Genomic DNA, 13,493 nt, shown 5'->3' with positions numbered 1-13,493 from the left:
TGGAACCATGAGCCAGTCAGCTGAACACGCCAACATCCCGGTCCGCCCCGTCTTTAGCACCCTGCCCAGCTACGCGGCAGGTAAGCCGCCCGCACCCGTTGAAGGCCTCACCCAGTACAAGCTCTCCTCGAACGAGAACCCGCTGGGCCCCGTACCTGAGGTCGCGCGCGTCCTCGCAGAATTTGCGACCGCGCACCGCTACCCCGACCCGCTCTCCACCGCCCTGCGACACAAGCTCTCCGCACGGCTCGGCGTGGACGCTGACGACATCGTCACCGGTGCCGGAAGCCTCGGTGCGCTCAACCAAATCCTCAAAACCTTCGCCGGCGTAAACGCCGACGGCGTGCAGGACGAAGTCATCTACGCCTGGCGCTCCTTCGAGGCATACCCGATCCTCGTCGGCATTATGGGCGCTCGCAGCGTGCAGGTGCCGAACCTGCCCGACGGCTCACACGACCTGGACGCCATGGCGGCCGCCATCACTGACCGCACCCGCCTGATCCTGGTCTGCACCCCCAACAACCCGACCGGCCCCGCCGTCACCGAAAGCCAGATCCGTGCGTTCCTGGAGAAGGTGCCCGCCCACATCCCCGTGGTGATTGATGAGGCGTACTTCGAGTTCTGCGCCGCCTCCACCGTGCCGGAGGGTGAAGAAGCCCCGCTGAACGGCATGGACATCTACCGCGACTACGAGAACGTCATCATTCTGCGCACCTTCTCCAAGGCGCAGGGCCTGGCGGGTCTGCGCGTGGGCTATTCGATTTCGCACCCGCAGATTACGCAGCACCTGCGCGTGGCGGCAACCCCGTTCGCCGTGACGGCGCTGGCTGAGGCGGCGGCTATCGCCTCCATCGAGCATGAGGATGCGGTGATGGAGCGTGTGAGCCACCTGGTCGCTGAGCGTGAGCGCGTGACCGCTCGACTGCGGGAGCTGGGCTACGATTTCCCGAGCACTTACGCGAACTTTGTGTGGCTGCCCCTGGGGGAGCGCACGGGTGGGTTTGTGCAGCTGATGTCTGAGCATGCGCTGTCGGTTCGTGCGTTCGGCACCGAGGGTGTTCGCGTGAGCATTGGTGAGGTGGAGGCGAATGACCGTTTCCTCTCGCTCTGTGAGGTCTTCGCGAAGGGGCTCTAGAGCGTCTTGTGAAGGGGTGGGGGTACCCGCTCGGCCCTAATTGAACAATGTACTATTTTCCCTTGTCGAGGTTTGTTTGGGCTTTTCAAATGGTTCTCGCACGGGAAAAATGATGGCCTGAAAAAGCTCTCAATAGTTAAATTAAACCTCCCATATATTCTCGAAAAAGAATATATGGGAGGTTTAATTTAATGATGTTCAAATAGTGAATGACAGGGCATAATACACTGCGTTATCAGCGTAACTGCCGCGAGATAAAGCCGAAAAGAGTAGACTGGTAACTATATATGCCCAGACCCTCACAAGCTTGCCGGAACACCTCAAACCCTGCACCATCAGGTGAAAGTTGAGACTAAAACCCAAGCCGCTGAGGGCCAAGCCCTCGTCACGTGTGGAGGTTAGATGCACGAGAACGACAAGTACCCCGGAGTGCCCGAACGCATCCAGCTCATGGATGAAAACGGCACCGTACACGAACACCCCACCTACAGTCGGTACATCGAAGACGTCAACGCAGACACCCTGCGCGAGGCATACCGCCTCATGTACACCACCCGCCGATTCGACGACGAGGCAACCGCCCTGCAGCGCCAGGGCCAGCTCGCCCTCTGGGTACCCAGCCGAGGCCAGGAGGCCGCACAGGTCGGCTCCGCGCTCGCCTACGCACCCAACGACTATATCTTCCCCTCCTACCGCGAGCACGCCGTCGCCCTGACGCGTGGTGTGGACTTCCGCGACCTGATCACCATCTTCCGCGGCTCCACCACCCACGGCTGGGACATGAAGGCACACAACTTCCACACTTACACCAAGGTGCTTGCCGCCCAGACCCTGCACGCAGTCGGCTACGCCATGGGTCTGAACTTCGACGCCGACATCGAGGCTGAAACTGGCACCCGCCGCACCGGTCAGGGTCAGGCAACAGATCCTGCCGAGGACACCCAGAAGCCCGCCGTGGCGGTCTACTTCGGTGACGGCTCCTCCACCGAAGGTGACGCACACGAGTCCATGGTTTTCGCCGCCTCCTATAACGCGCCGGTGCTCTTCTTCGTGCAGAACAACCGCTGGGCTATCTCCGTGCCCTTCGAGGTGCAGTCCCGCGTGCCGGTGTCCACCCGCGCCGCAGGCTACGGCTTTGAAGGTATTCGCGTGGACGGCAACGACGTTCTCGCCGTGCTCGCCGCAACCCGCTACGCCATGGAGAAGATCCGCGCCGGTGAAGGCCCGGTGCTGATTGAAGCTGAGACCTACCGCCTCGGCCCGCACACCACCGCGGATGACCCCACCAAGTACCGCACCGATGCCGACCTGGAAGGTCCCCTGCGCCGCGACCCGATGATTCGCCTTGAGAAGCACCTGCGCGAGCAGGGCTACGCCGATGATGCCTTCTTCGAAGAGGTTGCAGAATCTGCACAGCAGGTCGCGAACGGCGTGCGTGAGGCAGTGCTGAACTCTGAGGTTGCCGACTTTGAGCGTTTCTTCGACCGCGTCTACGTGCAGGAACACCAGCAGGTGGAAGACGACCGCGAGTTCTATCGTAACTACGTTGCAGGCTTTGAAGAGGAGTAAGCATGAGCGAGAAAATTGAACGTTTGACCCTCGCCAAGGCGATTACCCGCGGCCTGGAAGACGCCATGGAAACCGACCGCACCGTTGTCATGCTCGGTGAGGATATCGGCAAGCTTGGTGGCGTGTACCGTGTGACCGAGGGCCTGCAGGCGCGCTTCGGCAACCGCCGCGTTATGGATGCGCCCCTGGGAGAGTCCGGCATTATCGGCACCTCCATCGGTATGGCGCTGCGCGGCTACCGCCCCGTGCCGGAGATTCAGTTCGACGGCTTCGTGTTCCCCGCCTACAACCAAATTACGAGCCAGCTGGCGAAGATTCACAACCGCACCGATAAGCAGTACACGGTGCCGGTGACTATCCGCATTCCGTACGGTGGCGTGATTGGTTCGGTGGAGCACCACTCCGAGTCCCCGGAGGCGCTGTTCGCCCACACCGCGGGTCTGCGCATTGTGACCCCTTCGACCCCGCACGAGGCGTACTGGATGACCCGCAAGGCGATTGAGTGCCCCGACCCGGTCATTATTTTTGAGCCGAAGCGCCGCTACTGGCTCAAGGGTGAAGTGGACTTTAACGACACTTCCTTTGATCCGTTTAGCGCCCAGGTGGTGCGTGAGGGTACGGACGCGACCATCGTTGCGTACGGTCCGCTGGTGCCGGTTGCTTTGGCTGCGGCAGAGGCTGCCGTGGAGGATGGCCGCTCGATTGAGGTCATTGACCTGCGCTCGATTTCGCCGCTGGACGTGCCGACCGTTGCCGCTTCGGTGGCGAAGACTGGCCGCCTAATTGTCGCGCACGAGGCGCCGACCTTCGGTGGCATGGGCGGTGAGTTGGCTGCGGCGATTACGGAGCGTTGCTTCTACAGCCTGCAGGCGCCGGTGATTCGTGTGGGCGGCTACTACATGCCGTACCCGGTGTCCCGCGTTGAGGAAGAGTACGTGCCCGATATTGACCGTATTCTTGAGGCGGTTGACCGCGCTTTTGACTACTAGGCATTCCCTGATCTGACGTATCAGCGTGTTGCGCTATGGCGGGTTGCGAGCCCGCACAGAATATTCCGTATAGGGTATATGCCCTAGTGAGAGGTAAAAATGTCCCAGATTTTCCCGCTCCCTGACGTGGGCGAAGGCCTGACCGAAGCAGAAATCCTCAGCTGGAAGGTGGCAGTCGGTACCGAGGTCGCCATCAACGACGTCCTCGTTGAAATTGAAACCGCGAAGAGCGTCGTAGAACTTCCCTCGCCCTTCGCTGGCACCGTCGAGGCGCTGCTCGTTGCCGAAGGCGAAACCGTTGAGGTGGGCACCCCAATCATCAGTATCTCCGGCGGCGACAACGCACCCGCAACCCCGGCGGCACCCGCCGCGGCAGAGGCTGAGTCCGGCACCGCACTGGTCGGCTCCGGCCCCAAGGCGGACGCTGTGAAGCGCCGCGCCCGCAAGCGCCCCGCCTCCGCATCCCAGCCCGCACAGGCTGCTACGGCACCGGTCGCACCGACTGTTCAGGCGCCCGTGGCGCACACCCCCGCCGACTCGGTGAACCGCAACCAGGGCCTGCTGAGCGAGCTGGCTGAGCGCGCCTCCCGCTTTGTGGAGAACACCCCGCTGAACTCGGTGGTGCAGCGTCTGGCGCCCGAGCCCGCAGCGGCTCCCGCACCGACTTTGGCTCCCGAGCAGGTTCCGCACCGCCCGACCCTCGCGCCGCCTCCGGTGCGTCTTGCCGCAAAGGAGCTGGGTGTTGACCTGGCGAACGTGACCGCTACCGGTGCGCGCGGCCAGGTGACCAAGCAGGACCTCATGAACTATGTGGCGCACCTGAGCGATGTGCAGCATAGCGGCGCCCGCCAGCCGTTCTGGCAGCCCGCAGCCACCCCCGGTGACCGCATTGAGCGCATCCCTGTGCGTGGCGTGCGTAAGGCTACCGCGAAGGCTATGGTTGCTTCGGCGTTTAGCGCCCCGCACGTGTCCATCTTCGTGGATGTTGATGCCTCCCGCACCATGGAGTTCGTGAAGCGTTTGAAGAAGTCCCGCCACTTTGAGGGTGTGAAGGTCACCCCGCTGCTGGTGCTTGCCGCCGCGGTCATTTGGGCTGCTGAGCGTAACCCGCAGGTCAACGCGACCTGGACCGATAGCGAAATCCAGATTAAGCACTTCATGAACCTGGGTATTGCTGCGGCGACCCCGCGCGGCCTGATGGTTCCGAACATTAAGGACGCTCAGGAGCTGTCCCTGCGTGAGCTGGCTATCGCGCTGAACAACCTGACCACTCGCGCCCGTGAGGGTAAGACTCAGCCCGCTGAGATGGCGAACGGCACCCTGACCATTACGAACATCGGTTCGCTGGGTATTGATACGGGTACCCCGATTATTAACCCCGGTGAGGTGGCGATTGTTGCCTTCGGTACGATCAAGCAGAAGCCGTGGGTGGTTGATGGTGAGGTCATTCCTCGCTGGGTGACGACCCTGGGTGGCTCCTTCGATCACCGTGTGGTGGATGGCGACCTGTCAGCTCGTTTCATGGCTGATGTGGCTGCGATTCTTGAGGAGCCTGCACTGCTGCTGGACCACTAAGCGGAACATTTTGGCTAGTCAGCGCCGTATTGCTGGGTAGCTAAGGCCGTTTAGGATACAGATACTTAGATACAGAAAACCTCCGGTACCTTTCGTAAGGTACCGGAGGTTTTCTGCACGTTTTATCCCTATCGCAACGAGGCGCGGGTGCTTAGAAGACTAGGCGTCCTCGCGTGCCACCTGGTCGCTCGGGTACTTGTCCACGCGGCGGTGGTACAGGCGTCCCAATAGGCCGCCGAGGATAGCGCCGAGGAAGCTCAACGCCAGAACCAGCAGAACCGCGAGCAGGCCGTTCGCGAAATCGCCCGCAATCAGCTTCTGCAACGACAGGGACGCGACACTATTCTGGAACAGCTGAGGCATGAGGAAGGTCGCCAGGGATCCGAGGATGAGCGCCATAATCTGCCAGAGCCACACGGCAATGCCCTGCTTCGCGCCGGCGAATCGTGCCATGCGTCCCGCCGCGTAACCGCCCACCAGGTAAGCGAAGAAAATGAGCACACTCAACGCCACCGCGACCGGCACGGCGTTCGACGCGCCGCTGAAGAGTCGGGAGACCACCGAGGCGTATTCGATGGACTCGCTCTGACCGGTCAGGGTCAGCCACGACTGGATAGCCCACAGGCCACCGTCCATGAGGGAGATGGTGATCAGCCAGCCGAGCAGGCCGGGCAGTAGGTGCATGCGGGAGTAGCGGCTCTTCTGCATGGACAGTGCGGTTGCGGCGGTGAGGATGGGTTCCGAGCCAGCGGCATCACCTGCGGGGGTGGGGATGACGAAGTGGTCATCTGCCGCGGGGGCAGCCTGCGGGGCGCTGGGTGCCGCATGGGCGTTGCCGGGTGCGGGCACCTCGTAGCTTGCCGCTGCGGTCGGTGCGGTAGGGGGTGCGCTAGCTACGCCGCCGCGCACGTTGTCCGTGCTGGGGGCTGCAGGCTTGTCGAGCCAGCTGAGGTTGTCGGTAGCGGGTTCGCCCAAGTCAGCGCCGGAGTCTGCACTTTGAGCGGTGCTGTTTGCGGAGAGGAGCGGCTGCGTTGCGGTAGCCGCTTCGGTGAGGGGGCGGGTCGCATCCTGCGAGGACTGCGCGGAGGACTGAGCCGAAGAGGCCGCCTCGCGCGCCTTTTCGTGGGCGCGGCGTGCCGCGTTCAGCTCCTCATCGGTCAGAACCACGGTGGGGTCGTCGGAGGAGAATGCCGCCTCCCACAGGTCACTTTCGGTGGGGGAGGACGCCGCGGCGGCCGGATGCTGCTGCGGGGTGTTGTTCTGTGCGTTCATTAAATCCTTTGGATTCTAGTCCTGGGTGCTGATTTAGCGGTTGCGGTCAGCGTAGAAGGCGCGTGCTTCTTCCAGGGCTTCTGCGGAGTAGGTGTGCGGGTATGCCGGGCGTTCGTTCTCGTCCAGGGTACGGACCACGCGGCCGGGGTTGCCCACCACGAGGGAGTTAGCCGGGACGTCCTTGGTGACGACGGTGCCCGCGCCAATCACGGAGTTCTTGCCGATGGTCACACCGCCCAGGATGATGGCGCCGCCACCGATCCAGACGTTGTCTTCAACTGTGATGGGCTCGCCACCTTCCCAGTATGCGGCGCGGTCGATCGGGTTGAGCGGGTGGGTGGGGGTGAGGAACTGTACGTTGTTGCCGACGAGCACGGTGGAGCCGATGCGGATCGGGCAGACGTCCAGGAAGACGCAGCCAAAGTTGAAGAAGGAGCCGTCACCAATATAGGTGTTCACGCCGTAGTCGAAGCGTGCGCCGGGGCGGATGTGCGAGTGCTCGCCCAGGTGGCCGAGGTGTTCACGGTAGACGTGCATTGCCTGTGCCTGCTCGCCGCGTGCGTAGTGTTCTTCGGCGAGGACGGTTGCAGCGTGGATGCGCTTAGTCTGCGCGGCGCATTCGGCGTCGGGCATGTAGGCGGCGCCGGAGACCATGCGGTTGAAGATGTCGCCGTTGGGGCGCTGCGGGGTGTGCATTAGTGGGTTCCTCCCAGAAGGTAAGCAAGTGCGATGATGGCCATTCCGAACAGGATGACGACTCCTCCGGCGATAGCGAATCGTTTGGAAATTTCGCGGAGGAGCTTCTTGAACTGCTCGTCAGTGATGTCTTGCTGTCGTTTACTCATGCTTTAAGTATCCCAGAGTTGCGGGGTTCTGCCTTAGTGTTTCGGTGTTTATTGCGGTATCTGGGGTGGGTGTACCGTGTGATTTTCAGCGTGGGAAGAAGCGCTACTGAGTTGAAGCGTGAGGGTGTGGGAAGGCACAATCAATGCATGACTGAGGCTCAGAAGAACACGAACCTGCAGGATGCGGCGGCACCTGCATCCCCTGCTGGCGTATCGGCTGGTACGCATCCGTTGGCGCATCGCCCCTGGTTGAAGAATTATTCTCCGTGGACTGCCCGCGATATTGAGCTGCCCGAGACTTCGCTGAGCCACCTCATTGACGAGGCGGTCCGCACCGTACCCCACAAGGTGGCGCTGGAGTTCTTTGGCGCGACCACAACCTACGCCGAGTTGGGGGACCAGATTGAGCGTGCTGCGGAGGGTCTGCGCGTGGCGGGTGTGCAGCCGGGTGACCGTGTGGCGCTGATTTTGCCGAACTGCCCTCAGCATATTGCGGCGTTCTACGCGATTTTGCGCCTGGGCGCGATTGTGGTGGAGCATAACCCTCTGTACACGGGCGCGGAGTTGCGCCACATGTTTGAGGATCACGGCGCGAAGGTCGCGATTGTGTGGGATAAGATTGCCTCGCATATTACGGGTCTTCCGGCGGATATCCGCCCGAACCATATTTATTCGGTGAACATGATTTCTGCGATGCCTGCGCTGATGCGTACCGCGCTGAAGCTGCCGTTGAAGAGCGCGCGTGCTTCGCGTGAGAAGCTGACCGGTCCTGCGCCGGGTACGGTGCCGTGGGCTCAGCTGGTGAAGAGCGAGCGTATTGACCCATCGCATCGCCGCCCGACCGCGCACGATATTGCGCTGTTGCAGTACACCTCCGGCACGACCGGTCTGCCCAAGGGCGTGATGCTCACGCACCGCAACCTGGAGTCTAACGGCCGCATGGGTGAGGCATGGATTAACCCGGGTGATGACGAGGTGATTTACTCGGTTCTGCCGCTGTTCCACGCGTACGGTATGACCCTGGGCGTGACGATTGCGTCGTTGTGCCGTGCCCGCCTGGTGCTGTTCCCGACCGTGGACATGGACCTGATTTTGAAGGCGATGAAGAAGACCCGCCCGACCATTCTTCCTGCGGTTCCGCCGGTGTATCGCCGCCTGATGGATGAGGCGAAGAAGCGTGGTGTGTCCCTGGAGGGTATCCGTTACGCGGTCTCTGGTGCGATGAACCTGCCGCCTGAGCTGGTTGCCGAGTGGGAGGAAGCGTCCGGCGGTTTCATGGTGGAAGGCTACGGCCTGACCGAGTGCGCGCCGCTGGTGTCCTGCAACCCGCTCAATGACACTCGCCGTGCCGGTTTTATTGGTGTTCCGTTCCCCTCCACCGATATTCGTGTGGTGGACCCGGAGACCGGCGAGGACGTGCCTGATGGTGAAGAGGGCGAGCTGTGGGTGAAGGGCCCTCAGCGTTTTGCTGGTTACTGGAAGCGTGAGGACGAGACGGCTAAGACCATCACCCCCGAGGGGTGGCTGCGTACCGGCGATATTGTGCGCCTGGATGAGGACTACTTCATTCAGATTGTCGACCGTATTAAGGAAGTCATTATTACCGGCGGTTTCAACGTCTCCCCGACGGAAGTTGAGGTCGCGCTCAAGCAGCACGACATGGTCGCGGATGCGGCGGTAGTCGGTATTCCGTTGCCCGCCGGTGGCGAGATGGTGGTCGCCGCTGTGGTTCCCGCCCCAGGTCGAGTGGTGCAGGAGCACACTCTGCGTGAGCACTGCTATTCGAAGGTGACCCGTTATAAGGTTCCGCGCCGCATCGTGGTGGTGGATGATCTGCCCCGCTCGATGCTGGGTAAGGTTCTGCGCCGTAAGGTGCGTGAGCAGCTGATTGCTTCGGGCGAGTTCGATCAGTAGGTTGATTCCCCACCCGCCCGTAACGGGTGGCACTATGGACGCCGGCTTGGGTTTTCTTAACCCGGGCCGGCGTTTTGTGTGCGCCTGAATACACCGTCAATGACGCTTTGTGACCTGGCAAATAATCACTGCATGACGAATTATGACAAAATATGACGACCTTGACGTTCTGTGTCTCATGAATAGCCATTAACTTCCACAACCGCCCTTGTGCATGCTGTAATTGTCCCATCATCATTCCCATCGGATGTGCTAGTACCAACGTGAGCACCCGGTGGAACGCATCATCATTCAACAGAAAGATTCATAGCCGTGAAGAAGTTTGCTGCTGCACTCGCAGTTGTCCCCATGGTCTTTGGCCTGGCAGCCTGCGGTTCCACCAACTCCTCCTCTTCCTCCTCTTCCGCATCTAAGAAGGTCACCATCGGTGTGGTTGGCTCTGAGAAGTTCAACAAGACCCTGAAGGAAGAAGCTAAGAAGCAGGGTATCGACATTGAGTTCAAGGAGTTCAGCGCTTACACCGAGCCGAACCCCGCACTGGACGCCGGTGACATCGACATGAACCGCTTCCAGCACATCGCGTACCTGTCCAACTACAACGTGAGCGCTAAGAAGGACCTGCAGATTGTCGGCCCGACCGTCATCTACCCGATGGCTCTGTTCTCCAAGAAGCACTCCAAGTTGGCTGACATCCCCCAGGGCGGCGAGATCGTTATCCCGAACGACACCGTGAACGAAGCACGCGCTCTGAAGCTGCTGAAGACCAACGGCCTGGTTACCTTCAAGAACGCTGATGTTGACGCACCCACCATCGACGACGTGGACACCGCTAACTCCAAGGTGAAGGTCACTCCCGTCGACGCAACCCAGACCGTGGTTGGCATGGAGTCCGCTGACGGCGCAGTCGTCAACAACGACTTCCTCAAGGATGCAGGTCTGAAGCCCGCAGACGCACTGGCTCAGGACGACCCCAAGACCGACCCCTCGGCAATCAAGTACGTGAACCTCTTCGTTGCTCAGAAGGACAAGGCTGACGACGAGACCTACAAGAAGATTGTTGAAATCTTCCACACTAAGCCCGTCATGGATGTTGTTCAGGAAGAGACCCGCGGCACCGCCGTTGAGGTCAACGTGAGCACCGACGAGCTGCGTCAGTCCCTGGCTAACGAAGAAGCCAAGCTGCGCGCCAAGAAGTAATCTTCTAAATACACGCCTCTTCTAGGCATACGCAAAGGCGGTAAGTCTAAGCACCCGATGCGGGTCACGACAGGCTTACCGTCCTTTGCGTAACGGCGTTAATGCCCTTTAGCGCCCCAACCACGACATTTACGGATACATATTTATGAGTGAACTGGCACAGAGCTTCGGCGACAGCACCTTGCCCATGGTGGTTCTGGACGGAGTCTCCAAGGTCTTCGGCAACGGCCCCAAGGCGGTAGTTGCTGTCGACAACGTCTCCCTCACCATTAACCGCGGTGAAATCTTTGCAATCATCGGCTACTCTGGCGCCGGTAAGTCCACCCTGGTCCGCCTCATTAACGGCCTGGAAACCACCACCAGCGGCACCCTGACCGTTGGCGGCTTCGAGATTTCCGGTAAGCGCGACTCCGAACTGCGTGAAGCACGCACCAACATCGGTATGATCTTCCAGCAGTTCAACCTGATGAACTCCCGCACCGTGCTCGGTAACGTCGAGTTCCCCCTGAAGATTGCCGGCTGGTCTAAGAAGGACCGCCGCGAACGCGCCCTGGAAATGCTTGAGTTCGTGGGTCTTGCCGACCGTGCAGGCCACTACCCGAACCAGCTTTCGGGTGGTCAGAAGCAGCGCGTGGGTATTGCTCGTGCGCTCGCGACTAACCCCGCCCTGCTGCTGGCGGATGAGTCCACCAGCGCGCTGGACCCGGAAACCACTCATGAAGTTCTTGCGCTCCTTAAGCGTGTGAACCGTGAACTGGGCGTGACCGTCGTGGTGATTACCCACGAGATGGACGTGGTCTCCAGCATCGCTGACCGTGTGGCCGTCATGGAGTCCGGCCGCGTGGTGGAGCAAGGCAACGTCTACGACGTCTTCTCCAACCCGCAGACCGACGTGGCAAAGCTGTTTGTTGCGACCACCGTCAAGCTCGCCCCCACCGGCAAGGAAGCGGCTGAGCTGCGCGCAAACCACAAGGGTTACCTCATCAACGTTGAAATCGTGGAGGGTAACCAGGAGCTCGGAAAGGTGCTGTCCTACCTGGGCGCCCGTAACGTCCGCTTCAACATTGTGGGCGGCGGTATTGAGACCCTGCAGGGTAAGGCGTACGGTACCCTCACCCTGGAACTCCTCGGCGAAATCACCAGCATTGATGCCGCCGTTGCCGAACTGAAGACCGTTGCCCGCGTGCAGGAGGTGCGCTAAATGTTTGCTACTACTCTTCCGCTGGCTGCGTCTAAGACGGACTGGTCCGAGTTCCTGCCCGAGAAGCTGCTCCCGGCTATCGGCGATACGTTCTACATGGTGTCTATCACCATGCTGTGTGCCGGTCTGGTCGGCCTGATTGTGGGTGCTCTGCTGTACACCACCCGTGAGGGCAACATCTTCCAGAACCGTTTCGTGTACACGATCCTGAACATTCTGGTGAACGTGATTCGCCCGATTCCGTTCATTATTTTGATTGCGGCTTTGGGCCCGCTGACGAGCGCCGTGGTGGGTACCCGCCTGGGCGTGAATGCGGCGGTCTTCGCGATGAGCTTCGGTGCTGCATTCGCTATTGCCCGTATCGTGGAGCAGAACATGGTCTCCATTGACCCGGGCGTGATTGAGGCGGCGCGTGCGATGGGCGCTTCAAAGCTGACCATCCTGTTCACCGTGATGATTCCGGAGGCGCTTGGCCCGCTGATCCTCGGTTACACCTTCCTCGTCATTGGCGTGGTGGATATGTCCGCTATGGCCGGTTACGTGGGTGCCGGTGGTCTGGGTAAGATCGCGATTGTGGACGGCTACCAGCGCTTCAACGATGAGATCACCTGGGCTGTTGTGGCGATTATTATCGTCCTGGTTCAGCTGGTTCAGTTCATCGGTAACTTCCTGGCGAAGAAGGTTATGCGCCGATAAGCTCGTGCCCCTATAGGTACAGCTGATAAAGCATAGAAGACCCCCGGTCTGCTCTTGAAGAGCGGGCCGGGGGTCTTTCTTGATGCTGCTACGAGGTGGAGGGCGGATGCCACTTAGTTCTGCGCCGCCTCCAGGTACATATCCGGGGCAGGCTTACCGGTGGGAACGTCGTTGCTGCTGACCCAGGTGCGCACCAGCGAAAAAAGCATACGCACGTAGGAAAGAAGAAGAGAGGTGGGTGAAAGCAGCAGGGGAAGTGAAGACTGTTTACCGCTGTATCTGCGATAAGAACCTAGAAATGTGTAAGGCAGAGGAGCATCCGAAGCGCATTAAGACGACTTAGGATGCAAGTTTGCTGAGGAGAGAGAACGGGCTGGGAGCTTTAGCAGCTAAATACTATAGTTTGTAGTGGTGCAAATTATTATTGAATCGTTACTAAAATAATCTTGACTCCCATTTTGCTAATTGATATCATAAAAGTATTCCGGCTCACATTAAACTAGAGATATCATCAACAGCTATTGTCGGAGCCTGTGTAGAAGGACGTGGAATCGCATTCTACGCAGATTAGTGTATACCACCGCTGAAAGCAAAAGTTGAATAAATATCTGAGGTGATTAAGTTGGTCGACACTAGATACATACCGGTACCTGAATTATATTTCGCACTTTATACTTGCCATTATTTTACATCTTCGCATGATTCAATGGTTTATAATGTTGCCAGTATTTTAATTCTTTGTGGAATTGTTGGGTACTCTGCATATCGTGCAAATAAGAACTACGTACAACCTGCGGCATCCTTCATAAAATCCGTATTTTTTATGTTGGCTGTGGTAATTTTACAAGTGTATTGGCTTGACCCTTTGGCTCAGGTTGTAGTTCTACTTATGAGTATCCTGTACGCTTTTGTTTTCTATAAGCAACAGCCGAAATAAGCATCCTTGGAGTTCTAAAACACCTAGCATCACGAGAACCTGCCAATGTTCAGGTTCTCGTGATGTTTTGTATTGGTACCGTTTAGTGAGACTTTGGAAAAGTAGCGCTCCGCGAGAGTGCTGATGAGGTCAAAGGGGCTCTTCCGAGTTGAGTGTGGGTGAC

Annotated in this window: 11 protein-coding genes; 8 read left to right on the top strand and 3 right to left on the bottom strand. The window is 59.5% G+C overall.

The genetic code is table 11. From position 1 onward, the window contains the following. The first annotated feature begins 7 nt into the window (after nt 1-7). From HMPREF2884_RS02520 to HMPREF2884_RS02505, 4 genes are all read left to right on the top strand, one after another. Entirely contained in the window at nt 8-1,135 is a 1,128-nt protein-coding gene (locus tag HMPREF2884_RS02520) for a histidinol-phosphate transaminase (protein WP_070615327.1), read from the top strand. 402 nt (nt 1,136-1,537) lie between these two features. Further along, nucleotides 1,538-2,704: a thiamine pyrophosphate-dependent enzyme gene (locus HMPREF2884_RS02515; RefSeq protein ID WP_070615324.1), complete on the top strand. Its 1,167-nt coding sequence runs from the start codon at nt 1,538-1,540 to the stop codon at nt 2,702-2,704. Nucleotides 2,705-2,706: 2 nt separating this feature from the next. Continuing rightward, nucleotides 2,707-3,693, top strand: coding sequence for an alpha-ketoacid dehydrogenase subunit beta (locus HMPREF2884_RS02510; protein ID WP_070615321.1), 987 nt, complete (start codon nt 2,707-2,709; stop codon nt 3,691-3,693). A 99-nt stretch (nt 3,694-3,792) separates the two neighbouring features. After that, nucleotides 3,793-5,268 (top strand): dihydrolipoamide acetyltransferase family protein, encoded by a 1,476-nt coding sequence (locus tag HMPREF2884_RS02505; protein ID WP_049353975.1) that lies wholly within the window; start codon nt 3,793-3,795, stop codon nt 5,266-5,268. Nucleotides 5,269-5,427: 159 nt separating this feature from the next. On the opposite strand, the gene HMPREF2884_RS02500 is transcribed toward HMPREF2884_RS02505, so the two are convergent. From HMPREF2884_RS02500 to HMPREF2884_RS09225, 3 genes are read right to left on the bottom strand one after another with little or no spacing between them, the layout of a single operon-like run. After that, on the bottom strand, nt 5,428-6,540 hold the full coding sequence (locus HMPREF2884_RS02500) for a hypothetical protein (RefSeq protein ID WP_049346138.1): 1,113 nt from the start codon (nt 6,538-6,540) through the stop codon (nt 5,428-5,430). Between the two features lie 33 nt (nt 6,541-6,573). Then, nucleotides 6,574-7,236: a sugar O-acetyltransferase gene (locus HMPREF2884_RS02495; RefSeq protein ID WP_070615318.1), complete on the bottom strand. Its 663-nt coding sequence runs from the start codon at nt 7,234-7,236 to the stop codon at nt 6,574-6,576. Beyond that, the gene (locus HMPREF2884_RS09225) at nt 7,236-7,385 is read right to left on the bottom strand and encodes a hypothetical protein (RefSeq protein ID WP_168165542.1); all 150 of its coding nucleotides are present in this window, start codon (nt 7,383-7,385) and stop codon (nt 7,236-7,238) included. Before HMPREF2884_RS09225 ends, HMPREF2884_RS02495 begins: the two co-directional genes overlap by 1 nt. A 147-nt stretch (nt 7,386-7,532) precedes the next feature. On the opposite strand from HMPREF2884_RS09225, the gene HMPREF2884_RS02490 reads away from it, so the two are divergent. The 4 genes from HMPREF2884_RS02490 (at nt 7,533) to HMPREF2884_RS02475 (ending at nt 12,393) form a co-directional block, all read left to right on the top strand. After that, nucleotides 7,533-9,299, top strand: coding sequence for a long-chain-fatty-acid--CoA ligase (locus HMPREF2884_RS02490; protein ID WP_070615315.1), 1,767 nt, complete (start codon nt 7,533-7,535; stop codon nt 9,297-9,299). A 312-nt stretch (nt 9,300-9,611) separates the two neighbouring features. After that, entirely contained in the window at nt 9,612-10,496 is an 885-nt protein-coding gene (locus HMPREF2884_RS02485; protein ID WP_005507550.1) for a MetQ/NlpA family ABC transporter substrate-binding protein, read from the top strand. A 145-nt stretch (nt 10,497-10,641) separates the two neighbouring features. After that, nucleotides 10,642-11,697: a methionine ABC transporter ATP-binding protein gene (locus HMPREF2884_RS02480; protein WP_049353969.1), complete on the top strand. Its 1,056-nt coding sequence runs from the start codon at nt 10,642-10,644 to the stop codon at nt 11,695-11,697. Further along, nucleotides 11,698-12,393: a methionine ABC transporter permease gene (locus HMPREF2884_RS02475; RefSeq protein WP_012902834.1), complete on the top strand. Its 696-nt coding sequence runs from the start codon at nt 11,698-11,700 to the stop codon at nt 12,391-12,393. Nucleotides 12,394-13,493: the final 1,100 nt, after the last annotated feature.

The sequence above is a fragment of the Rothia sp. HMSC073B08 genome, assembly GCF_001812975.1.
GTDB classification, from domain to species: Bacteria; Actinomycetota; Actinomycetes; order Actinomycetales; family Micrococcaceae; genus Rothia; species Rothia mucilaginosa.
The sequence above is the reverse complement of the archived record's forward strand: the minus strand, read 5'-3'. Positions and strand labels throughout refer to the sequence as shown.